At 62.5% G+C, this 21,653-nt stretch carries 21 protein-coding genes and 1 tRNA gene; 12 read left to right on the top strand and 10 right to left on the bottom strand.

Annotation, left to right across the window (positions count from 1 at the left end; translation table 11 throughout):
• Nucleotides 1–11: 11 nt before the first annotated feature.
• The gene (locus AC3D25_RS03455; RefSeq protein WP_488887085.1) at nucleotides 12–563 is read left to right on the top strand and encodes a hypoxanthine-guanine phosphoribosyltransferase; all 552 of its coding nucleotides are present in this window, start codon (nucleotides 12–14) and stop codon (nucleotides 561–563) included.
• Between the two features lie 50 nt (nucleotides 564–613).
• Here the strand turns inward: AC3D25_RS03455 and AC3D25_RS03450 are convergent, their stop codons facing one another.
• A complete protein-coding gene (locus AC3D25_RS03450; protein WP_488887084.1) occupies nucleotides 614–1,213 on the bottom strand; it encodes a MarC family protein in 600 nt (199 codons plus the stop codon).
• Nucleotides 1,214–1,223: 10 nt separating this feature from the next.
• Complete coding sequence (locus AC3D25_RS03445; protein WP_488887083.1) at nucleotides 1,224–2,960, bottom strand: proline--tRNA ligase; 1,737 nt, start codon at nucleotides 2,958–2,960, stop codon at nucleotides 1,224–1,226.
• 227 nt (nucleotides 2,961–3,187) lie between these two features.
• Here AC3D25_RS03445 and AC3D25_RS03440 point away from each other — a divergent pair, with 227 nt between their 5' ends.
• Both AC3D25_RS03440 and AC3D25_RS03435 read left to right on the top strand, forming a co-directional pair.
• Entirely contained in the window at nucleotides 3,188–3,838 is a 651-nt protein-coding gene (locus AC3D25_RS03440) for an RNA pyrophosphohydrolase (RefSeq protein WP_488889577.1), read from the top strand.
• 95 nt (nucleotides 3,839–3,933) lie between these two features.
• Nucleotides 3,934–4,491, top strand: a complete 558-nt coding sequence (locus AC3D25_RS03435; protein ID WP_488887082.1) for a CNP1-like family protein — start codon at nucleotides 3,934–3,936, stop codon at nucleotides 4,489–4,491.
• 61 nt (nucleotides 4,492–4,552) lie between these two features.
• Here AC3D25_RS03435 and proB read toward each other — a convergent pair whose 3' ends face one another.
• From proB to rplU, 4 genes are all read right to left on the bottom strand, one after another.
• Nucleotides 4,553–5,671 (bottom strand): glutamate 5-kinase, encoded by a 1,119-nt coding sequence (gene proB, locus AC3D25_RS03430; protein WP_488887081.1) that lies wholly within the window; start codon nucleotides 5,669–5,671, stop codon nucleotides 4,553–4,555.
• A gap of 14 nt (nucleotides 5,672–5,685) precedes the next feature.
• Nucleotides 5,686–6,819, bottom strand: a complete 1,134-nt coding sequence (gene cgtA, locus AC3D25_RS03425; RefSeq protein ID WP_488887080.1) for an Obg family GTPase CgtA — start codon at nucleotides 6,817–6,819, stop codon at nucleotides 5,686–5,688.
• Between the two features lie 281 nt (nucleotides 6,820–7,100).
• Entirely contained in the window at nucleotides 7,101–7,361 is a 261-nt protein-coding gene (gene rpmA, locus AC3D25_RS03420; RefSeq protein WP_056354760.1) for a 50S ribosomal protein L27, read from the bottom strand.
• Nucleotides 7,362–7,396: 35 nt separating this feature from the next.
• On the bottom strand, nucleotides 7,397–7,708 hold the full coding sequence (gene rplU / locus AC3D25_RS03415) for a 50S ribosomal protein L21 (RefSeq protein WP_035927503.1): 312 nt from the start codon (nucleotides 7,706–7,708) through the stop codon (nucleotides 7,397–7,399).
• A gap of 271 nt (nucleotides 7,709–7,979) precedes the next feature.
• On the opposite strand from rplU, the gene AC3D25_RS03410 reads away from it, so the two are divergent.
• The 9 genes from AC3D25_RS03410 to AC3D25_RS03370 all read left to right on the top strand — a co-directional run bounded on the left by AC3D25_RS03410 (nucleotide 7,980) and on the right by AC3D25_RS03370 (nucleotide 15,818).
• A complete protein-coding gene (locus tag AC3D25_RS03410) occupies nucleotides 7,980–8,972 on the top strand; it encodes a polyprenyl synthetase family protein (protein ID WP_488887079.1) in 993 nt (330 codons plus the stop codon).
• 39 nt (nucleotides 8,973–9,011) lie between these two features.
• A tRNA-Pro gene (locus AC3D25_RS03405) sits at nucleotides 9,012–9,088 on the top strand.
• 199 nt (nucleotides 9,089–9,287) lie between these two features.
• Nucleotides 9,288–10,595: an HlyC/CorC family transporter gene (locus AC3D25_RS03400; RefSeq protein WP_488887078.1), complete on the top strand. Its 1,308-nt coding sequence runs from the start codon at nucleotides 9,288–9,290 to the stop codon at nucleotides 10,593–10,595.
• 74 nt (nucleotides 10,596–10,669) lie between these two features.
• Nucleotides 10,670–11,848 (top strand): GspE/PulE family protein, encoded by a 1,179-nt coding sequence (locus AC3D25_RS03395; protein WP_488887077.1) that lies wholly within the window; start codon nucleotides 10,670–10,672, stop codon nucleotides 11,846–11,848.
• Nucleotides 11,845–13,038: a type II secretion system F family protein gene (locus AC3D25_RS03390; protein WP_488887076.1), complete on the top strand. Its 1,194-nt coding sequence runs from the start codon at nucleotides 11,845–11,847 to the stop codon at nucleotides 13,036–13,038. The genes AC3D25_RS03395 and AC3D25_RS03390 overlap by 4 nt, the downstream gene beginning before the upstream one ends.
• Before the next feature lie 30 nt (nucleotides 13,039–13,068).
• Nucleotides 13,069–13,980: a prepilin peptidase gene (locus AC3D25_RS03385; protein WP_488887075.1), complete on the top strand. Its 912-nt coding sequence runs from the start codon at nucleotides 13,069–13,071 to the stop codon at nucleotides 13,978–13,980.
• A gap of 31 nt (nucleotides 13,981–14,011) precedes the next feature.
• Entirely contained in the window at nucleotides 14,012–14,623 is a 612-nt protein-coding gene (gene coaE, locus AC3D25_RS03380; RefSeq protein WP_488887074.1) for a dephospho-CoA kinase, read from the top strand.
• Between the two features lie 183 nt (nucleotides 14,624–14,806).
• A complete protein-coding gene (gene zapD / locus AC3D25_RS03375) occupies nucleotides 14,807–15,562 on the top strand; it encodes a cell division protein ZapD (protein ID WP_488887073.1) in 756 nt (251 codons plus the stop codon).
• 64 nt (nucleotides 15,563–15,626) lie between these two features.
• Nucleotides 15,627–15,818, top strand: coding sequence for a DNA gyrase inhibitor YacG (locus tag AC3D25_RS03370; RefSeq protein WP_488887072.1), 192 nt, complete (start codon nucleotides 15,627–15,629; stop codon nucleotides 15,816–15,818).
• Nucleotides 15,819–15,825: 7 nt separating this feature from the next.
• On the opposite strand, the gene AC3D25_RS03365 is transcribed toward AC3D25_RS03370, so the two are convergent.
• The 4 genes from AC3D25_RS03365 to secA all read right to left on the bottom strand — a co-directional run bounded on the left by AC3D25_RS03365 (nucleotide 15,826) and on the right by secA (nucleotide 21,381).
• The gene (locus AC3D25_RS03365; RefSeq protein WP_488887071.1) at nucleotides 15,826–16,257 is read right to left on the bottom strand and encodes an NUDIX domain-containing protein; all 432 of its coding nucleotides are present in this window, start codon (nucleotides 16,255–16,257) and stop codon (nucleotides 15,826–15,828) included.
• Nucleotides 16,254–17,126, bottom strand: coding sequence for an ATP-binding protein (locus AC3D25_RS03360; protein WP_488887070.1), 873 nt, complete (start codon nucleotides 17,124–17,126; stop codon nucleotides 16,254–16,256). The genes AC3D25_RS03365 and AC3D25_RS03360 overlap by 4 nt, the downstream gene beginning before the upstream one ends.
• A gap of 8 nt (nucleotides 17,127–17,134) precedes the next feature.
• Complete coding sequence (gene argJ / locus AC3D25_RS03355; protein ID WP_488887069.1) at nucleotides 17,135–18,376, bottom strand: bifunctional glutamate N-acetyltransferase/amino-acid acetyltransferase ArgJ; 1,242 nt, start codon at nucleotides 18,374–18,376, stop codon at nucleotides 17,135–17,137.
• 191 nt (nucleotides 18,377–18,567) lie between these two features.
• Nucleotides 18,568–21,381: a preprotein translocase subunit SecA gene (secA, locus tag AC3D25_RS03350; protein ID WP_488887068.1), complete on the bottom strand. Its 2,814-nt coding sequence runs from the start codon at nucleotides 21,379–21,381 to the stop codon at nucleotides 18,568–18,570.
• Between the last annotated feature and the right edge of the window lie 272 nt (nucleotides 21,382–21,653).

Here is a 21,653-nt window from a genome sequence, read left to right as displayed (position 1 = left end):
CGCTTTCCCTTATGAATCGCGAAGAAGCTCTCCACATTTTCAGCCACTCCGAAGAAATCGTCTCGGCCGATGAAGTCAATTCATCCATTGCGGGCATGGCAAGCGCCATCAAGGACGCGACGGGCGACGACTTCCCGCTCGTGCTCTCGGTGATGGGCGGCGCCGCCGTGTTCACAGGCATGCTGCTGCCGCACCTCGATTTCCCGCTGGAATTCGACTACATCCACCTGACGCGCTACCGGAACACCACGCAGGGCGGCCACGAGATGCAGTGGCGCGTGGCGCCGGCGGAGTCGGTGAAGGATCGCGTGGTGCTCGTGCTCGACGATATCCTCGACGAAGGCGAGACGATGGCCGCCATCCGCGACCGCATCATGGCGATGGGCGCGAAGCATTTCCTGTCGGCGGTGCTGTGTGAAAAGCTGATCCCGAAGGCGAAACCGCTGCATCCGGATTTCTGCGGCTTCCAGGTGCCGGACCGCTACGTGTTCGGCTGCGGCATGGACGCACGCGGTTACTGGCGCAATCTGCCGTCGATCCGCGCATTGACCGAAGGCGCGTGACGGGCTCGGAGGAATAAAAAAAGCGGCCTCGGCCGCTTTTTTTTCGCTCTTTACAGTTGATGCACGAAGGTTCGTATCCCGGTCAGAATCATTTCCACCGAGATCGCGACCAGCACCAGTCCCATCAGACGCTCGAACGCCGTGACCGCGCGTTCGCCGAGAAAGTGCTGGATCTTCTCGGCCAGCACTAAGACGACCGCGCAGACGACCATCGTCACCGTCAACGCGCCGATCCACTCCAGCATTTTGCCCGGTGCCTGCGACGTCAGCAGCATCACCGTCGCGAGTGCCGACGGACCCGCGAGCGCCGGAATGGCAAGCGGCACGATCAGCGGCTCGCCGCCGCGCGAGTCGCCGCCCATCGGACCGTCCGGATGCGGAAAAATCATCCGCAGGGCGATCAGGAACAACACGATCCCGCCGCCGAGCCGCAACGATAAATCGGTGAGACTCATCGCGCGAAGAAAGCGATCGCCCGTCAGCATGAACAGCAACAGGATGCCGAACGCGATCGCCACTTCCCGCAGAATCACGATCCGCCGCCGTTCCGCCGCCACCCCGCGCAAGGCGTTGATGAAGATCGGAATGTTGCCGAGCGGATCCGTAATCAGGATCAGCAGGATCGTCGCCGACAGGAAGTTGTATTCCATTGCGTTTTTGTTACTTGGCGAGCGCCGCGCGAACCTTCTCGATCACGGCGCTGGCGGCATCGTCCACCGGCAGCAGCGTGGCTTCGGTATCGCGGCGGCCCTGATATTCGAGCTTGCCTTCCTTCAGGCCGCGATCGCCGATCACGAGCCGATGCGGCACGCCGATCAGTTCCCAATCCGCGAACATCACGCCCGGACGCTCGCCGCGATCGTCCAGAATCACGTCGATACCCGCTTCCACGAGCGACGCATACAGCTTGTCGGCCTGCTCGCGCACGGCGTCGCTGCGGTCGTAGCCCATCGGACACAGCACGACTTCGAACGGCGCGATCGCCTCGGGCCAGATGATGCCCTTGTCGTCGAAATTCTGTTCGATCGCCGCGCCCAGAATGCGCGTGATGCCGATGCCGTAGCAGCCCATCTGCATCTGCGCCGGCTTGCCGTTTTCGTCGAGGAACGTGGCGTTCATCGACTGCGAGTACTTCGTGCCCAACTGGAATACGTGGCCGACTTCGATCCCGCGGCAGAATTCGAGCACGCCCTGGCCGTCCGGCGACGGATCGCCCGCGACCACGTTGCGGATGTCCGCGACGTCCGGTTCCGGCAGATCGCGGCCCCAGTTCACGCCCGCGATGTGGAAATCCACCTCGTTCGCGCCGACCACGAAGTCGCTCATGTTCGCGACCGTGCGATCCGCGATCACCTTCACCGGTTTCTTCGTGCCGATCGGACCGAGGTAGCCCGGCGGCGTGCCGAATGAATCGACAATCTCGGCTTCGCTCGCGAACCGGAAGCCCTTCAGGCCCGGCAGTTTGCCGGCCTTGATGTCGTTCAGCGAATGATCGCCGCGCAGCAACAACAGCCAGATGGTCGGCTCGGCGCCTTCGTTGTCGGTCGCGAGCACGATCGACTTGATGGTGCGTTCGAGCGGAATGCTCAACAGTTCCGCAACCGCTTCGCACTTCGCGCGGCCCGGCGTCGCCGTTTTCTTCATCTCTTCGGCGGGCGCGGCGCGCGTCGGGTTGAGCGGAAGCGCGTCGGCGGCTTCAACGTTCGCCGCGTAGTCGGAAGTCGGGCAATACGCGATCGCGTCCTCGCCGGTGTCGGCGATCACGTGAAATTCGTGCGAACCGCTACCGCCGATCGAGCCGTTATCCGCCGCCACCGCGCGGAACTCGAGGCCGATGCGCGAGAAAATGCGCACGTAGGCGTCGAACATCTTGCGATACGACTCGGCGAGACCGGCCGTGTCGCGATCGAACGAATACGCATCCTTCATGATGAATTCGCGGCCGCGCATCACGCCGAAACGCGGGCGGATTTCGTCGCGAAACTTCGTCTGGATCTGGTAGAAATTGACCGGCAACTGACGATAACTCTTGATATCGCGACGCGCGATATCCGTCACGACTTCCTCGTGCGTCGGCCCGACGACGAATTCGCGATCGTGGCGGTCCTTCATGCGCAGCAGTTCCGGCCCGTATTGTTCCCAGCGCCCCGATTCCTGCCACAACTCGGCCGGCTGCACGGCCGGCATCAGCATTTCGAGTGCGCCGGCGCGGTTCATCTCTTCACGAACGATGGCTTCGACCTTGCGAATGGAGCGCAGGCCAATCGGCAAATAATCGTAGATACCGCCCGCCACGCGACGAATCATGCCCGCGCGGATCATCAATTTATGGCTGACGATTTCGGCGTCGGCCGGGGCTTCTTTCAGTGTGCCGATGAAGAAACGGGATGCTTTCATTCAGAAATTTTCCAAAAGCGGGAGCGCGCCGGGCGCGGTTCGATCATCTCGATGCGCCGCCCAAACGTGCAGAACGGGTGAAATACGGGACCGCCCGTGGCGAGAAGAATTTGCCGCCAGCGAGTTTGCTGCGCGAAAGGCGTGCCCAAATTCGGGTTCGTGCCGGTGCGCTAGGCCCGTTATCTGTTTATAATCAAAGCAATTTTAAAGGATTCGAAGGTGGTTGTATGCTGGATCGTGAAGGCTTTCGCCCGAACGTCGGCATCATCCTCTTGAACGCGCGCAACGAGGTGTTTTGGGGCAAGCGGCTGCGTGAACATTCCTGGCAGTTTCCGCAAGGGGGGATCAAGTATGGCGAGACCCCTGTGCAAGCGATGTATCGGGAGTTACACGAAGAAACCGGCTTGTTGCCTGAGCATGTCAAGGTCGTGGGGCGCACTCGCGACTGGCTGCGTTATGAGGTGCCGGACAAGTTCATCAAGCGCGAAGTTCGCGGCCATTATCGGGGCCAGAAACAGATCTGGTTTCTGCTACGCATGGTAGGCCGTGACTGTGACATTTGTTTGCGTGCGACGGACCATCCGGAATTCGATGCCTGGCGCTGGAACGAGTATTGGGTCCCGCTCGACGCGGTGATCGAGTTCAAGCGGGACGTTTATCAACTGGCGCTCACCGAGTTGTCGCGCTTTCTGCGGCGTACTGTCGCAAAGAGCGAACGGATCGAGCGCGTCTTGCATCACGGCGCGCGGTATCCGCGTCTGATCCAGACGCTGACGATCGAAGCACCTGTCATTTCTGCGGATGGCACCGCGGTTCAGGCAGAATGCTCGATCAGCGAAGAGGTGCATATCTTTTCGCCAAGGCCGCTACGCGACTAGCGGGCGGCACGCGGCACGTTCAAGGCGGCGGTACGGCATCGTGCCCCGCTTTTTCCGTGGCGCCTCGCGTCGCGGACATTCCCAGGAAAACCCAATTGAAAGCCATTGCATTAATTGCGGCATCCGCGGCAGCACTTGCCGTGCTCGCCGGTTGTTCGAGCGACAAAACGCCGTCGAATAAGGACGACAGCGCTTTTGCCTACCTGCTCGACCGCACGCCCAACTGGACCGAAAACAAGGTCGATACGTTGCCGCCGCTGCCGCAAGCGTCGAATCTGCTCCCGTTCAACGTTTCGCAAAATACGCCGCTTACGTTTTCCATCGACCGTAATTCGCTCGCCGTCGGCACGGACGGCGTTGTGCGCTACTCGGTGGTCATCACAAGCCCGGCGGGCGCGCGTAACGTGAACTACGAAGGCATCCGCTGCGACAACTACGAATGGCGTCGTTACGCGAGCATCAACGAAGATCAGACCGCGTGGGATCGCACGGTTGAAAACGACTTCCGCCGGATCGAGAACGGCGAACTGAACGCCTATCAGGCCGCGCTTTATCAGGATTACTTCTGCGCCAACAAGCTGCCGACCGGATCGTCCAAGCAGATTCTCGACAACATCCAATACAAGCGCACGGCGGTTTCGCAGTATCGATAAACGTGTGAGCGATTCATCTGCGCAATAAAAAACGCCGGCTTTTCAAAGCTGGCGTTTTTCATTAAACCAATACCAGATTGTCGCGATGGATCAGCTCCGGTTCCAGCATGTAGCCGAGCACGGATTCGATCTCGCCGCTCGGTTTCCGATGAATCAACCGAGCCTCCGCGCTGCTGTAATTCGTGATGCCGCGCGCCACCGCCACGCCGCGCTGATTCACGCACGCGATCACCTCGCCGCGCGCGAACGCGCCCTGCACTTCCACGACGCCGATCGGCAGCAAACTTTTCCCGCCCTCGGTCAGCTTTTCAGCTGCACCATCGTCGATCACGACATGCCCGCGCACCTGCAAGTGATCCGCCATCCACTGCTTCCGCGCCGCGATCCGCGCCGTGCGCGCCACGAGTTGCGTGCCGATCATTTCGCCCGACGCGAGGCGCGTCAACACATCCGATTCCCGGCCGCTCGCGATAACCGTATTCGCGCCGCTATGCGCCGCGCGCTTCGCCGCGAGAATCTTGGTGAGCATGCCGCCGCGCCCGAGACTCGATCCCGCGCCGCCGGCCATCGCTTCGAGTTCGGGCGTGCCCGCGTCGGCCTGCTCGACGAGCGTGGCCGTCGGATCCTTGCGCGGATCGGCGGTGAAAAGACCGCGTTGATCGGTGAGGATAATCAGCGCGTCGCCTTCGATCAAATTCGCCACCAGCGCGCCGAGCGTGTCGTTATCGCCGAACTTGATTTCGTCGGTGATGACCGTGTCGTTCTCGTTGATGATCGGCACCGCGCCGAGACGCAACAGCGTGAGCAGCGTGGAGCGCGCGTTCAGGTAGCGCTCGCGATCCGCCAAATCGGCATGCGTTAGAAGAATCTGCGCGGTACGGATACCGTGGACGCTGAAACTGCTCTCGTAGACCTGAGCGAGTCCCATTTGACCCACGGCCGCGGCCGCCTGCAATTCGTCGATTTCACGCGGACGCTTGGTCCACCCGAGCCTGTGAATGCCTTCCGCGATCGCGCCGGAACTGACCAACACGACTTCCTTGCCCTGCTCGCGCAACGCCGCGATCTGCGACGCCCAGCGCGCGATGGCCGCATGATCGAGCCCGCGCCCGTCGTTCGTGACGAGGCTCGAACCCACCTTTACTACCAGTCGCTTTGAAGCCGCGATCACAGAACGCATCGTGCGCAATCTCCTTATTCTTCGTCGTCCTGCTCGGCCTGGGGCGCGGCGGGCGCTGCCGTCTGTGCTGCCGTCGATTCGTCGCGGAAACGAACATCGGCGGCGTGATCTTCCGCTTCGGCCGCGCGCGAGGCGTCGGAATTTTGCGAGATGTAGTCGAAGATCGCGTAGGTCAGCGCTTCGCAGCCTTGTCCCGTCAGCGCCGAAATTTCAAACACGGGACCGTCCCATTCGTAACGCTTCAGGAAGTCGTCGACGCGGGCTTCGCGCTCGTCGTCCGGCACCATGTCGAGCTTGTTCAACACGAGCCAGCGCGGCTTCTCGTACAGCGCTTCATCGTATTTGCGCAGTTCGTTCACGATCGCTTTCGCTTCCGCGACCGGATCGACGTTTTCGTCGAACGGCGCCAGATCGACGAGATGCAGCAGCACGCCCGTACGCTGCAAATGCCGCAGGAAACGATGGCCGAGACCCGCGCCTTCCGCCGCACCTTCGATCAACCCGGGAATATCCGCGATCACGAAGCTCTTGCTCGGCCCGACGCGCACCACGCCGAGATTCGGCGCGAGCGTGGTGAACGGGTAATCGGCGATTTTCGGGCGTGCGTTGGACACCGACGAAATGAACGTCGATTTACCCGCGTTCGGCATGCCGAGGAGACCGACATCGGCGAGGACTTTCAGTTCGAGGCGCAGCATCCGCCGTTCGCCGGGCTTGCCTTCGGTTTTCTGGCGCGGCGCGCGATTCGTGCTCGACTTGAAGTGCAGGTTGCCAAGGCCGCCCGCGCCGCCGTTCGCAATCAGCACTTCCTGATTGTGCTCGGTCAAATCGGCGATCAGTTCGCCCGTCTCCATATCCGCGACGACCGTGCCGACCGGCATGCGCAACGTGATGTCGTCGCCGCCTTTGCCGTAGCAATCCGCGCCACGGCCGTTTTCGCCGTTACGCGCCTGGTGTTTTTTCGCGTACCGGTAGTCGATTAGCGTGTTGATGTTGCGATCCGCGACCGCGTACACGCTGCCGCCTCGGCCGCCATCGCCGCCGTCCGGCCCGCCGAACGGGACGAATTTCTCGCGGCGCATCGACGCGCTGCCATCGCCTCCGTCGCCGGCGATGACTTCAATTCTCGCTTCGTCAATGAACTTCATGAGTTGCTCCGTCCCGTGTTTCAAGCTGTGCAACGAAAGTGGGCGCGATGAGAAGCGCTTACTCCAGCCGCACTGTGTGTGGGGCCGGAGTAAGCGCTGAAGCGCCGACTCGAGCCGCACTGTGTGGGGCCGGAGTAAGGCGCTGAAGCGCCAACTCCAGCCGACATTCTATTTCGCCGTGACCCGCGAGTGCCGGTCATCGATAAACGATAAAACCAATAAAAAAGGCCCCGCGAACTTCGCGGGGCCTTTGTCGGTCCTGAAGCCCGTGCCCGTATTACTTAGGCTGCCGGGACGACGTTGACCAGATGCTTCTTGGCTGCGCCCTTCGTCGTGAACGTGACGTGGCCGTCCGTCAGCGCGAACAAGGTGTGATCCTTGCCGATACCGACGTTGTCGCCCGGGTGCATACGCGTGCCGCGCTGGCGAACGATGATGCCGCCTGCGTTGATTGCCTGGCCGCCGTAAACCTTCACGCCGAGGCGCTTGGATTCTGAGTCGCGGCCATTGCGGGAAGACCCGCCTGCTTTTTTGTGTGCCATGTGATTACTCCTTGACCGTTACGCTTCGTCGCCGCTTACGCGTTGATCGCGTCGATGCGCAGTTCGGTATAGTTCTGGCGATGGCCAGCGTGCTTTTGGTAGTGCTTCCGGCGACGCATCTTGAAGATCGTAACCTTCTTATGACGACCCTGGGACACGACGGTAGCCTTGACGGAAGCCCCACTGACCAGCGGCGCACCGAACTTAATCGATTCACCTTCGCCTACTGCGAGAACCTGGTCGAGCGTGATTTCAGCGTCAATGTCTGCCGGTATCTGTTCTACTTTCAATTTTTCGCCGACAGCAACTTTATACTGCTTGCCACCGGTTTTTATGACCGCGTACATTGAGAACCTCACTCTGAATTCATTTTTCCGCACACCGTGCGCGAAAACGCGTGATTATACATAGAGTTAGGCTCTTCGTCAAAAGCCGTCGACGCTTGGCGGCCAGCCTTCCGGCGTCGGTTGGCATCCAGTCGCCGTCATGATGAAAATCGCAGTCTTCCTGTACTTATTTAGCGGTCATTTTCGCTCCGCATCCATTGCAGCGCCTTCCGGACATCCGTCGAAACGCCGATTCGCCTTATAATTCGCGGCATTACCCTAATTGCCGATCATGTCGTCCACTGCCACTTCATCTCCCAACGCCGCCACCCTGCTCGCCCCGATCGCCGAGGACATGCAGCAGGTCAATCGCGTCATTCGGCAGCGCCTGGCATCCGAAGTGATGCTGATCAATCAGATTTCGGAGTACATCATCGGCGCGGGCGGCAAGCGCCTGCGGCCCGCGCTGCTGCTGCTCGTCTCGGGCGCGCTCGGCGACACGACCGGGCATCGGCACGAACTGGCGGCTGTCGTCGAGTTCATCCATACGGCGACGTTGCTGCACGACGATGTCGTCGATGAGTCCGATTTGCGCCGTGGCCGCAAGACCGCGAACGCGCTGTTCGGCAACGCGGCGAGCGTGCTGGTCGGCGACTTTTTGTATTCGCGCTCGTTCGAGATGATGGTCGGCGTGGGCAAGATGCGCGTGATGGAAATCCTGTCGGTTGCGACCAACGTGATTTCCGAGGGCGAAGTGCTGCAGTTGCTGAACATGCACGATCCCGACGTCGACGAAGCGCGTTACATGCAGGTGATCCGCTACAAGACGGCGAAGCTGTTCGAAGCGGCCGCGCAACTCGGCGCGGTGCTGTCCGGCTCGGACGCCAAGACGGAAGCGGCGGCCGCGGAGTTCGGCCGGCGCATCGGCACGGCGTTCCAGATCATGGACGACTGGCTCGACTACACAGGCACGGCGGAATCGATGGGCAAGAACGCCGGCGACGATTTGCGAGAAGGCAAGCCGACGCTGCCGCTGATCTATTTGATGGAACACGGCACACCGGAACAGGCGGCGCTCGCGCGCGAGGCAATCGAGCAAGGCGGGACGGACCGTTTCGAGACCATTTTCGAAGCGATTACGCACTCCGGCGCGCTCGATCACACGCTGGAATGTGCTCGTCAGGAAGCAGAAGCGGCGGCCAACGCAATTTCTTCGTTTCCTGATTCCATTTACAAAGAAAGCCTGCTAGAATTATGTTCTTACTCGACGGCACGGCAGAGTTAGTAACATAAAAACTCAAAAAGCCGTGTTGATCGGGAAATTCGGGGTGTAGCTTAGCCTGGTAGAGCGCTACGTTCGGGACGTAGAGGCCGGAGGTTCGAATCCTCTCACCCCGACCAAAATTAATCGAAAAGCCGCACAGTTCGCTGTGCGGCTTTTTGTTTTCGGCTCGCCATTTGCTATTTGCGTTGCACATCGGCCTTCCGCTAAACCGTCCGTGGCATCGGCCATTCGGCCAACGTCCAGGCTCAGGCGAAGCGCGCCCGGCCGCCTCTGCTATAGTCATCTCCAATCCCTCTCCCCTTCCCGAATCGTCGCGTGGACCACCTTCCCTTATGGGCGCAAATTTGCGCCATTTTTCTGCTGCTGATTCTTTCCGGTTTTTTCTCCATCTCCGAAACGTCGATGATGGCGCTCAATCGCCATCGTCTGAAACACCTCGCCAATCAGGGGTCGCTCCGCGCGCGCGTTACGCAAGGCCTGCTCGGCAAAACGGATCAGCTGCTGAGCGTGATCCTGATTGGCAACAATCTGATCAACACGATCATCCCCGTTCTCACCACGTCGATCGCGCTACGCACCTTCGGGCATAACAATCTGGTGCTGTCGATCGCGACCGGGATCGTCGCGTTCCTGATTATCGTGTTCGCGGAAATCGCGCCGAAGATCGTCGGGGCGACGTTTCCGGAAAAGGTCGCGCTCCCGGCCAGCCTGATCCTCGCGCCGTTGATGCGCCTGTTGCGGCCGGTCGTGTGGTTCGTGAATCTTTTCGCGAACGGCGTGCTGTCGCTGCTGCAAATCAATACCAAGGGCGGACGCGACCAGCGGCTTTCGACCGAGGAACTGCGCACCGTCGTGCTCGAATCCGGCAGCTTCATGCCGACTAAACACCGCAGCATTCTGCTGAATCTGTTCGATCTCGAAAACATCACGGTGGACGACGTGATGATTCCGCGCCGCCGGATCGAGGCGCTCGACTTCGATGCGCCGTTCGACCAGATCATGCATCAGCTCGAAACCTGTTATCACAACAAACTCGTTGTATATCAAGGCGATATCGACCGCGTGATGGGCGTGCTGCACGTGCGCAAAACGCTTTCGGCGCTGCATAACCAGGAACTTGAGCGCGAAACATTGCGCGAACTGCTCGCCGAACCGTACTTCGTGCCGGCCGGCACGCCGGTGTTCCAGCAGCTTCAGTTTTTCCAGGAAAGCCGTCATCGCATCGCGATCGTCGTGGACGAATACGGCGAACTGCAGGGACTGGTCACGCCGGAAGACATCATCGAGGAACTGATCGGCGAGTTCACGACGACCATTCCGCGCGGCACGGCCTCGCGCGGCGGCTGGAACGACGACGGCGAGTGCATCGTCGCGGGCAGCATGCCGTTGCGCGAACTGAACCGCTGGCTGCATCTGACGCTGCCGACCGACGGGCCGAAAACGCTGAACGGGTTGATCCTCGAAACGCTGGAAGAGATTCCGGACGGCGACGTGTCCGTGCGGATCGCGGGCGTGCATTTCGAGGTGATGCGCAGCGACGATCAAGCGATCCGCACCGTGAAAATCTTTCGGCCCGAGGCCGCGCGCGCGCTCGTGCCGGCCAAGCTGCGCGCGTCGCGTTAGCCATTCGGCTGAATAGGCGCGCGTCACGTCAGCGGCGATGATCGGCTTTAACCGATCCACCGAGGCGCGCCGCCATGTCCACCCTTTCCCTACCCGCCCCGCAAACTGACGCCGATGCGGCCTCCGCGCCTGCCGTCGCGCTGCTCGCCGAAACACTTCGCGAGGCGGCGGCGCGCGGCGCATCCGATATCCATGTGGAACCAGCGGAGCACGCGTGGCGAATCCGTTTGCGGATCGACGGTGCGCTGCATGTTTTGCGCAAGCCACCGCTTCATCTGCGCGACGCGTTCGTCACGCGGATCAAAGTGCTCGCGCGGATGGATATCGCCGAGCGCCGGGTGCCGCAAGACGGGCGTTTGCGTCTGCCGCTCGCGAACGGCCAGCTCGAGGATTACCGCGTGAACTCGCTGCCGACGCTCTTCGGCGAAAAGCTCGTGCTGCGCCGTCTCGACGCATTGCCCGCCGACCTTTCGCTCGCCGCACTCGGACTCGATCCGGCGCAGCGGCAGGTGATCGAGACGGCGATCGGCGCGCCGCACGGCCTGATTCTCGTGACCGGTCCGACCGGCAGCGGCAAGACGCTATCGCTCTATTGCTTCCTGCAAATGCTCAACGCGGAATCGCGCAACGTCTGCGCGGTCGAGGATCCCGCCGAAATCCAGCTTGCCGGAATCAATCAGGTCAGCGTGCGCGAGAAGGCCGGGCTGACCTTCGCGGTGGCGCTGCGGGCGTTCATGCGGCAAGACCCGGACGTCATCATGGTGGGCGAAATCCGCGACGCCGAAACCGCCGATACGGCCGTGAAGGCCGCGCAAACGGGGCATCTCGTGTTATCGACGCTGCACACGAACGACGCGCCTGCCGCGATCGCGCGACTGATCGATATCGGAATCGCGCCGTATAACCTCGCGGCTGCGTTGCGGCTCGTGACGGCGCAGCGCCTCGTGCGGAAGCTATGCGAAGCGTGTCGCGTGCCATCGGCGCTGCCGCTCAAAGACGGCTGGCGACCGTTTGAGCCGCGCGGCTGCGTGCAGTGTCACGGCATTGGTTATCGCGGGCGTGTCGGCGTGCATCAGTTGATGCCGGTCTCCGACGCCCAGCGCGAATTGATCGTCACGCGCGCCGCGACGCACGCCATCACGCGACAAGCGCAGTCCGAAGGTATGCCCAGCTTGCGCGACGCCGCGTTCGCGAGGGTTCGGGAGGGCGTGACGAGCGTCGCGGAAGCCATCGACGCCACGGAGGTCGCATGAGCGACATCCGCTTCGCGTGGCGCGGCGCGGATGCGACAGGCGCGAACAAGCGCGGCAAGATCATCGCCGCCGACACCGACGCGGCCCGCGCGGCGCTCAAGCGCGAGGGCTGGACGGTCTTCGAATTGACGAACCTCGGCGCCGCGCCGCCGCCGAAAGTGCGCGCCGCCGAGATCACGTTGTTCACGCGCCAGCTCGCCGGCTTGCTCCGCGCCGGGCTGCCGCTCGCGCCCTCGCTCGAACTGATCGCGCAGACGCCGACGCGCGGCGGCCTTCCGCGCGTCATCAAGAACGTCGCGCGCGACATCACGCAAGGCATCCGGATTTCCGATGCGCTCGCGCGGCATCCGGCGTGCTTCGGCCCGCTGTATTGCCAGCTGATCGCGGTTGGTGAACTCGCCGGCGCTCTGCCCGCTGTGCTCGCGCGCGTCGCCGAAGACCGCGAGCGCGCGGCGTCGCAGCGCGCGAAATTGAAAGGTGCGCTCACGTATCCTGTGATGGTGTTGCTGCTGTCGCTCGCGATTACGGCGGGCTTGCTAATCGGCGTGGTGCCGACGTTCAAGACAATTTTCGACGGCTTTGGCGCCGCGCTGCCTGCGCCGACGCGCTTCGTCCTCGCGCTGTCGGACGGTGTCGCGCGCTGGAGCGTGCCGGTTGCGATTGTCTGCGCGATCGTGTGTATCGCGACGACGCGCACGATCGCGCGGGTGCCGGCGGCGCGGCTTGCCGCGGATCGGCTGGTGCTCGCGCTGCCGCTCGCCGGTCCGTTGCTGCGCGCGCTCGCGGTTGCGCGCTGGAGTCGCGCGCTCGGTACGCTGCTCGCCGCCGGCACGCCGCTCTCCGACGCGTTCGATTCGCTCGCGAACGCAACGGGAAATCGTATTTTCGACCGTGCGACCGTCGAAATCGGCACGCGGCTGCGGCATGGCGAACGACTCGCGGCGGCCATGCGCGCGCTCGGCTGCTTTCCGCCGGACGTCGTCCAGCCGATCGCCGTCGCGGAGGAATCCGGCTCGCTCGATGCCATGCTGATGGACTTGGCGCTGATCGGCGACCGTCAGGTGGACGAAAAGATCGGCGCGTTCGCGAGCCTGTGCGAGCCGGTGGTGATCGTCGTGCTCGGCGCGCTTGTCGGCGGGCTCGTGATCGCGATGTATCTTCCCATTATTCAACTCGGCAACGTGGTGTAGGATGCCAGCCGAATTAACCCGATACCCGTCATGCAGCCTTTGTTCGAAACGCTCGGAGCGCCATCCGCCGGTCAATACGTGCTCGCGTTCGCCGCCTTGCCGGCATCGGCGCAGTATGGGTTCGCGGTCGTGTTCGGCCTGGTGATCGGCAGCTTTCTCACGGTCGTCGTCCATCGCCTGCCGATCATGCTCGAACGCGCGTGGCGCGCGGAAATCGATTCGGCGCAAGCAGGCCGCGATCCGCAACCGGGCGACGTCGCGCCCGGACGCTTCAATCTTGCCGTGCCGCGCAGCGCGTGCCCGCATTGCGGACACGTGCTGAGGCCCTGGGAGAACTTGCCTGTCCTGAGCTACGTGATGTTGCGCGGACGTTGCTCGCAATGCCATGCACACGTGAGCGCGCGCTACCCGTTGATCGAACTCGCCACCGCACTCTTCGCCGCCGCGTCCCTGTATGCATTCGGATCGAGCTGGCTCGCGCTCGCCGCGTTCGGCCTGTGCGCGACGCTGCTGGCGATGAGCCTGATCGACTTCGACACGAAATATCTCCCCGACAATCTCACGCTGCCGCTGATGTGGGCCGGACTCATCGTGAATATCGGCGACGGCGGGTTCGTGCAGCTGCGCGACGCGGTTATCGGTGCGATCGCGGGCTATCTTTTTCTGTGGTGCGTGTACTGGCTGTTCAAACTCGTGCGCGGCGTGGAAGGCATGGGCTACGGCGACTTCAAGCTGCTCGGCGCGCTAGGCGCATGGCTCGGCTGGATGGCGCTGCCGCAGATCGTGCTGATTTCGGCGGTGGCGGGCGCGCTGGTCGGGCTGATCGCGACGGGGCTGAAACGTATGCGCTTCGAGGAACCGTTGCCGTTCGGCCCGTTTCTCGCCACGGGCGGTGTGCTGACGCTTTTCTTCGGCACGCCGTTCTACGCGCTTCTCGGATGAAATTGCCTGATCGGAACAAGGAGCGCCGCGCATGATAAGCATCGGTTTGACGGGCGGGATCGGCAGCGGCAAGACGACGGTCGCGGACTTGTTCGCGGCCCACGGCGTGCCGGTGATCGATACCGATCTGATCGCGCACGGCATCACGGCGCCGGGAGGCGTGGCGATGCCGCTGATCGCGAGCGAGTTCGGCTCCGAGTATGTGGCGGCGGACGGCTCGCTCGATCGCCCGAAAATGCGCGCGCGCGTGTTCAGCGACGACGCCGCGAAGGCACGTCTGGAAGCGATCACGCATCCGCTGATACGCGCCGAAACCGAGCGTCAGCGCCACGAGGCGGCGAGCGTGTATCCGTATCAGATTGTGGCGGTGCCCTTGCTGGTGGAGTCGAAAAACTGGGCGTCGCGGGTCACGCGCGTGCTCGTCGTGGATTGTCCGGTCGAGACGCAGATCGAGCGCGTGATTCGCCGCAACGGCTTCACGCGCGACCAGGTGCTCGCGATCATCGCGCGGCAGGCCACACGGGAAGCGCGTCTCGCCGCCGCGACCGACGTGATTACGAACGACGACCACGCGACGCTCGAATCGCTGAAACGCGATGTGGATGCGCTGCACGCGCGCTATTTCGCGCTCGCCGCTAAATAGAGCGACGGCCAAGCAACGTGCATACCCGCGACGCGCAGCGAACGTTCGGAAAATGCGTTTAACGGCGCTGAAAATGCGCATCCGGGCACCTATTTCGTGCGGATTTGCTAGGGTAGTGATGCGGCATTAGAATGTCCTGACTTTCCGTCCACGAACTTACGACCAACGCCGAGGCGAGCGCGCTTGATCCTTTACGAGTACCCCTTCAACGAGCGCATCCGAACGCTTCTGCGTCTCGAAGACCTGTTCGAACGCTTCACGTTCTTTCTGACGCAAGAGGACCCGAGGGAGCACCACGTCGCGTTGACGACGCTCTTCGAAATTGCCGAAGTCGCGGGCCGGACGGATCTGAAGGCGGATCTGATGAAGGAACTGGAGCGGCAGCGCCAGACGCTCGCGCCGTTTCGCGGCAATCCGGGTATCGAGCAGAGCGCGCTCGAATCCGTGCTTGGGGAAATCGAGCAGACGCTGAGCGGTCTCGCGCAAATGCAGGGCAAAACCGGCCAGCATCTCGCCGAAAACGAATGGCTCGCGAGCATCCGCAGCCGCGCGATCATCCCGGGCGGCACCTGCAGATTCGATCTCCCGTCCTATTTTGCGTGGCAGCAAACCCCGGCTGAACAGCGCCGCCAGGACATCGCGAAGTGGGTCATGCCGATGCTGCCGCTGCGCGATGCCGCCACCATCGTGTTGCGGCTCGCGCGCGAATCGGGTCAGGCGTCTAAAGTAATGGCGATGCAGGGCAGTTATCAGCAGATGCTGTCGGGCCGGACCTATCAGTTGATGCAGGTCCGCGTGTCGCCGGAGGTGCGCGTGATTCCCGAGGCCAGCGCGAACAAGTACATGTTGTGGGTGCGTTTCACTGTGCAGGACGGCGATCTGCGTCCGCGCGCGGTCGATGTGGACGTGCCGTTCCACCTCACGTTGTGCAGTCTTTGAATTTGAAACCGGGCAAAACGGCACCATCTGTCCGAATCAACCACTTCGATCATCGCTCGACCGTATGACCACTGTCGTCAAATGCCCGACCTGCGGAAAAGATGTCCGCTGGGTTCCGGAAAACCGCTCCCGTCCGTTCTGCTCGGACCGTTGCAAGCAGATCGATCTCGGCGCTTGGGCGACCGGCAAATACAAGATCGCCGGAAATTCGCAGGAAACGCCGCCCGACGAAGACTCGTCTGGCGGTCTTAACTAGCGCACTTCTACAGCGCGTCCGCCGCCAGCCACTCCAGCACTGGAATGGTGGCGGGCAAGAGCGGCGCCACGTCGGCGGGCAAATGCTGCCACGCTAGCGCCTGTCCCTCGCGCCCGGCGGGCGTCCCCGCCCATTCCGTCACCTTGCAGAAATAGAGCCGCACATAAGCGTGCGGATAGTCGTGTTCGAGCACGCGCCAGCGCTCGCACGCCTTAACGTCGATCCCGAGCTCCTCGTGAAGCTCACGCGAAAGCGCAGCTTCCACGCTCTCGCCCGCCTCCAGCTTCCCGCCCGGAAACTCCCAGTAGCCCTCGTAAGGCTTGCCTTCGGGCCGCTGCGCGAGCAGATAACGCCCGTCGGGCTGAACCAGCACGCCGACCGCCACCTCGGTCACCGGCCGCCCGTTCGCCGCAACATCGGCTGCACGCGCCGCCGTCATGCCTGCGGCTCTTTGCGGCCCGACCAGTCGCGCGCGAATTGCCACGCGACGCGTCCCGAGCGCGATCCGCGTTCGAGCGCCCAGACGAGCGCATCGCCACGCGCCGATACGATTTCCGCTGCGCCGCAGCCAAAATGCTCGAGCCAGTGACCGACGATCGACAGGTAATCGTCCTGTTTGAACGGATAGAAACTCACCCATAGACCAAAGCGTTCGGAGAGGGAAATCTTCTCTTCGACCACTTCGCCCGGGTGAATCTCGCCATCGGACGTATGTTTGTACGTCTCGTTGTCGCTCATGTATTCAGGCAGCAAATGCCGGCGATTCGACGTCGCGTAAATCACCACGTTGTCCGACTGCGCCGCGATCGAGCCGTCGAGCGCCACCTTTAGCGCCTTGTAGCCCGATTCACCGTCCTCGAACGACAAATCGTCGCAGAAAACGATAAACCGCTCCGGCCGCGCCGAGATCAGATCGACGATATCGCCGAGATCGTGCAGATCGTCCTTGTCCACTTCGATCAGCCGTAGCCCTTCCTTCGCGTAGGCGTTCAGGCACGCCTTGATCAACGACGACTTGCCGGTCCCGCGCGCGCCGGTCAGCAGCACATTATTGGCGGGCGCTTTGCGCACGAACTGCCGCGTGTTCTGCTCGATCAGCGCTTTCTGACGATCGATATTGCACAGATCGTCGAGCGAAATGAGCGAAATGGCGTGCACCGGCTGCAAAAAGCCGCGTCCCTGACGCGTGCGCCAGCGAAACGCCACCGCCGATTCCCAGTCGATCTGCGGCGCGGCCGGCGGCAGCATGCCTTCGATTCGCGCAAGCACGGCTTCCGCGCGGGTCAAAAATTGTTCGAGCTTGTCCATATGGGTTCTCAGGAACGGTAATCGGCGTTGATGCTGACGTATTCGTGCGAAAGGTCGCAGGTCCAGATGGTCGCTTGCGCGTCGCCGCGACCGAGCACCACGCAAATCGCAATTTCGCTCTTCTTCATCACACGCTGGCCGTCTTCCTCGCGATATTCCGGGTTGCGGCCGCCCGTTTTCGCGACCAGCACGTCGTCCAGATACAGGTCGATCTTGCCCACGTCCAGATCCGCGACGCCCGCATAACCGATCGCGGCGAGAATGCGGCCGAGGTTGGGATCGGACGCGTAGAAAGCCGTCTTGACCAGCGGCGAATGGCCGATCGCATACGCGATCTGGCGGCATTCCGCCTCGCTCGCGCCGCCTTCCACCGTCACCGTCATGAACTTGGTCGCGCCTTCGCCATCGCGCACGATGAGCTGCGCGAGTTCCTGCGCCACGTCCGTCACGGCATCGCGCAACGCAATGTAAGCGGCGGAATCGGTGGAGGTGATTGCAGGCAATGTGGATTTGCCCGACGCGATCAGGATGAACGAATCGTTCGTCGACGTATCGCCGTCGATGGTGATGCAGTTGAACGAGCGATCGGCGACGTGCTTGATCAGCGCGTCGAGTACCGGCTGCGCGACGGCGGCGTCGAACGCGAGGAAACCGAGCATGGTCGCCATGTTCGGCTTGATCATGCCCGCGCCCTTGCTGATGCCGGACAGCGTCACCGTGTGACCGTCGATCTGCACCTGACGCGACGCGGCCTTCGGCAACGTGTCGGTCGTCATGATGGTCTGCGCGGCGTCGTACCAGTGCGCCGCCTTTTGATTGGCGAGCGCGGCGGGAAGGCCCGCCACAAGACGATCGACCGGCAGCGGCTCCAGAATCACGCCAGTCGAGAACGGCAGGATTTGCTGTGCGTCGAGGCCCATCAGCCGCGCGAGTTCATCGCAGGTCGCGCGGGTCGCCGCCATGCCCGGCTCGCCCGTTCCCGCGTTCGCGTTGCCCGTGTTCACGACCAGCGCGCGAATACCCTCGCCGCCCGCGCGCACCGCGTCGAGATGCTCGCGGCACACCGTCACCGGCGCGGCGCAAAAGCGGTTCAGCGTGAACACGCCGCCGACGCTCGCGCCTTCTTCAACCTGAATGACGAGCAGATCCTTGCGATTCGGCTTGCGAATGTTCGCCTCCGCCCAGCCTAGCGTGACGCCGGCGACGGGATGAAGCGCTGCGGGATTGATCGAGGGGAAATTGACGGCCATGTTCGCGACTCGCTGAATGTGGCGGATGCCGGCGCGAGTCGTTGAACACGCCGCGCCGGCACGGATAAAAGAAACGCGCTTGTCCGGCGAAACCGGACGAACGCCGTGAAAACCGATCCTGCAAAGACAAACGACGCATCGCTGCGTCGCCTGACCTCATGTCTGGACAAACTTCCTGGCGCTTCGAAAAATCAGGACAGCTTGCCGTGACAGTTCTTGTACTTCTTGCCGCTGCCGCAAGGGCACGGGTCGTTGCGGCCGACCTTCGGCACTTCGTCGGACGCGGCGCGCGTGGCGACCGTCGTGTCGTCGCCGTAGGCCATCGCCTGATTGACCATTTGCGAGGTGGCGTCGGCCTGGACCGGCGCGACCGCGACGGCCGCGTTCTCGTCGAAGTCGGCGTGCATGAACGCGACGTTTTCCAGATGGCTGCCCTTCTCCTCGTACTGCTCGGCGGCTTCTTCAAGCTGCTCGGGCGACTGGATCTGGACATTCATCACGACGCGCGTGACTTCCTGCTTTACTGAATCGAGCATCGCGGCAAACAGTTCGAACGCCTCGCGCTTGTACTCCTGCTTCGGGTTTTTCTGCGCATAGCCGCGCAGATGGATGCCCTGACGCAGGTGATCGAGCGCGGCCAGATGTTCGCGCCAGCGGCTGTCGAGCGTCTGCAGCATGATCGAGCGTTCGAACGCGCTGAACGACTCGCGGCCGACGAGCGTCACTTTCGCTTCGTATGCCTCGTCGGCGGCGGATTCCACCGCTTCGAGAATCTCGCTCGATTCGATCGAATTCGACTCGTTGATCATCTCCTGAATCGCCAGATCGAGCGACCAGTCGTTGCGCAGCGCTTCTTCGAGTTCCGGCACGTCCCACTGCTCTTCGATACTGCCCGCCGGCACGAACGTGTGCACGATCTCGCCGATCACGCTCTGGCGCATCGCCGTAATTGTCTCGGCCACGTCGGTCGCTTCGAGCAATTCGTTGCGCTGCTGGTAGATCACCTTGCGCTGATCGTTCGACACATCGTCGTATTCGAGCAATTGCTTGCGAATGTCGAAGTTGCGCGCTTCGACCTTGCGCTGCGCCGATTCGATCGAGCGCGTGACGATACCCGCTTCGATCGCCTCGCCTTCCGGCATCTTCAGGCGGTCCATGATGGAACGCACGCGGTCGCCGGCGAAGATGCGCAGAAGCGGATCGTCGAGCGACAGATAGAAACGCGACGATCCCGGATCGCCCTGACGGCCCGCACGGCCGCGCAATTGATTATCGATACGGCGCGATTCGTGGCGTTCCGTGCCCACGATATGCAGACCGCCCGCGGCCTTCACCTTGTCGTGCAGCGCTTGCCACTCATCGCTCAGTTGCTGGATCCGGCGCTGTTTCTCGGCGTCCGGAATCGCTTCGTCGGCTTCGATGAACGACGCCTGCTTCTCGACGTTGCCGCCGAGCACGATGTCCGTGCCGCGGCCGGCCATGTTCGTCGCGATGGTCACGGCGCCCGGACGGCCGGCTTCCGCGACGATCGCCGCTTCCCGCGCGTGCTGCTTCGCGTTCAGCACTTCGTGCTTGACCTTCGCCTGCGTGAGCAGCGACGAGAGCAACTCGGATGCTTCGATCGAGGTCGTTCCGACCAGCACCGGCTGCCCGCGCTCGACGCACTCGCGGATATCGCGAATCACCGCTTCGTAGCGTTCCTTCGCCGTCTTGTAGATCTGATCCTGCTTGTCGATCCGCTTCGGCGGGCGGTTCGTCGGAATCACGACCGTTTCCAGGCCGTAAATTTCGTTGAACTCGTAGGCTTCCGTATCCGCCGTGCCGGTCATGCCCGACAGCTTCGAATACATGCGGAAATAGTTCTGGAACGTGATGGACGCGAGCGTCTGGTTCTCGTTCTGGATCTTGACGTGTTCCTTGGCTTCCACGGCCTGATGCAGCCCGTCCGACCAGCGCCGGCCGGTCATCATGCGACCCGTGAATTCATCGACGATCACCACTTCGCCGCCCTGCACCACATAGTGCTGGTCGCGCAGGAAGAGCGTGTGACCGCGCAGCGCGGCGTACACGTGGTGCATCAGCGTGATGTTCTGCGGCGCGTAAAGGCTTTCGCCCTCGCCGATCAAACCCCACTCGGCCAGAAGCCGCTCGGCCTTTTCGTGACCTTGCTCAGTCAGGAAAACCTGCCGCGATTTTTCGTCGAGCGTGTAGTCGCCCGGCTTTTCGACGCCCGTGCCATCCGCCTTCTCCTCGCCGATCTGCTGCTCCAGCAGCGGCGGAAGCGCGTTCATGCGCACGTAGAGTTCGGTGTGATCCTCGGCCTGACCGGAAATGATGAGCGGCGTGCGCGCTTCGTCGATCAGGATCGAGTCCACTTCGTCGACGACCGCGAAATTGAGCGGTCGCTGCACGCGCGCGTCGGTCTCGTAGACCATGTTGTCGCGCAGGTAGTCGAAGCCGAACTCGTTGTTCGTGCCGTAGGTGATGTCGGCGGCGTAGGCGCTCTGCTTCTGCGCGTGTTCCATCTGCGACAGGTTGATGCCCCACGACAACCCGAGGAAGTTGTAGAGCTTGCCCATCCATTCGGCGTCGCGCTGCGCGAGGTAGTCGTTCACGGTCACGACGTGGACGCCGCGCCCGGACAGCGCATTCAGATAAGCCGCGAGCGTCGCGACGAGCGTCTTGCCCTCGCCCGTGCGCATTTCCGCGATCTTGCCGTAATGAAGCACCATGCCGCCGATCAACTGGACGTCGAAGTGGCGCATCTTCAGCACGCGCTTGCTGGCCTCGCGACAGACGGCGAACGCCTCGGGCAGCAGCTTGTCGAGCGACTCGCCGCTTGCCACGCGCTGCCGGAATTCGTCGGTTTTAGCGCGCAGTTGCTGATCGGAATACTGTTCGATCTGCGGTTCGAGCGCATTGATCGCCGCGACGGTCTTTTGGTATTGCTTGACGAGTCGCTGGTTGCGACTGCCAAAGAGCTTTTGAAGGAAACCGGTGGTCATCGGATCAGTGTCTGCGTCGCGGCTACGGCTGGGTGCATGCGCTAGATGCGCCCGAGTTCGGTGAACCTCGGCGGCTTAAGTCCATGAGTGAAATCGAATCGGGGATTTTAGCACGCGCCCCCGTCAGAACCTGTGTCCGCGTCGTTCGGCGCGCGCCCGTGAAATCCCGGAGCAACACTGGGCCGGGCCGGGGATGCGGGCCGTGGCGGACAAGAGGCGCGCGGTACAATCAGCGCGTGCCGAAGCGCGTCGCTTCGCGTTTGCCTGACCAC

This window comes from Caballeronia sp. SL1002, assembly GCF_057814995.1.
Note: the sequence above shows the minus strand (reverse complement) of the source record. Positions and strands in the feature narration are given on the sequence as shown.

What these genes read in the sequence shown, in the direction of transcription:
- AC3D25_RS03455 (WP_488887085.1), top strand. Translation starts at nt 12, where the DNA reads ATGAATCGCGAAGAAGCTCTCCACATTTTCAGCCACTCCGAAGAAATC.
- AC3D25_RS03450 (WP_488887084.1), bottom strand. Translation starts at nt 1,213, where the DNA reads ATGGAATACAACTTCCTGTCGGCGACGATCCTGCTGATCCTGATTACG.
- AC3D25_RS03445 (WP_488887083.1), bottom strand. Translation starts at nt 2,960, where the DNA reads ATGAAAGCATCCCGTTTCTTCATCGGCACACTGAAAGAAGCCCCGGCC.
- AC3D25_RS03440 (WP_488889577.1), top strand. Translation starts at nt 3,188, where the DNA reads ATGCTGGATCGTGAAGGCTTTCGCCCGAACGTCGGCATCATCCTCTTG.
- proB (WP_488887081.1), bottom strand. Translation starts at nt 5,671, where the DNA reads ATGCGTTCTGTGATCGCGGCTTCAAAGCGACTGGTAGTAAAGGTGGGT.
- cgtA (WP_488887080.1), bottom strand. Translation starts at nt 6,819, where the DNA reads ATGAAGTTCATTGACGAAGCGAGAATTGAAGTCATCGCCGGCGACGGA.
- rpmA (WP_056354760.1), bottom strand. Translation starts at nt 7,361, where the DNA reads ATGGCACACAAAAAAGCAGGCGGGTCTTCCCGCAATGGCCGCGACTCA.
- rplU (WP_035927503.1), bottom strand. Translation starts at nt 7,708, where the DNA reads ATGTACGCGGTCATAAAAACCGGTGGCAAGCAGTATAAAGTTGCTGTC.
- AC3D25_RS03410 (WP_488887079.1), top strand. Translation starts at nt 7,980, where the DNA reads ATGTCGTCCACTGCCACTTCATCTCCCAACGCCGCCACCCTGCTCGCC.
- AC3D25_RS03395 (WP_488887077.1), top strand. Translation starts at nt 10,670, where the DNA reads ATGTCCACCCTTTCCCTACCCGCCCCGCAAACTGACGCCGATGCGGCC.
- AC3D25_RS03390 (WP_488887076.1), top strand. Translation starts at nt 11,845, where the DNA reads ATGAGCGACATCCGCTTCGCGTGGCGCGGCGCGGATGCGACAGGCGCG.
- AC3D25_RS03385 (WP_488887075.1), top strand. Translation starts at nt 13,069, where the DNA reads ATGCAGCCTTTGTTCGAAACGCTCGGAGCGCCATCCGCCGGTCAATAC.
- coaE (WP_488887074.1), top strand. Translation starts at nt 14,012, where the DNA reads ATGATAAGCATCGGTTTGACGGGCGGGATCGGCAGCGGCAAGACGACG.
- AC3D25_RS03370 (WP_488887072.1), top strand. Translation starts at nt 15,627, where the DNA reads ATGACCACTGTCGTCAAATGCCCGACCTGCGGAAAAGATGTCCGCTGG.
- AC3D25_RS03365 (WP_488887071.1), bottom strand. Translation starts at nt 16,257, where the DNA reads ATGACGGCGGCGCGTGCAGCCGATGTTGCGGCGAACGGGCGGCCGGTG.
- AC3D25_RS03360 (WP_488887070.1), bottom strand. Translation starts at nt 17,126, where the DNA reads ATGGACAAGCTCGAACAATTTTTGACCCGCGCGGAAGCCGTGCTTGCG.
- argJ (WP_488887069.1), bottom strand. Translation starts at nt 18,376, where the DNA reads ATGGCCGTCAATTTCCCCTCGATCAATCCCGCAGCGCTTCATCCCGTC.
- secA (WP_488887068.1), bottom strand. Translation starts at nt 21,381, where the DNA reads ATGACCACCGGTTTCCTTCAAAAGCTCTTTGGCAGTCGCAACCAGCGA.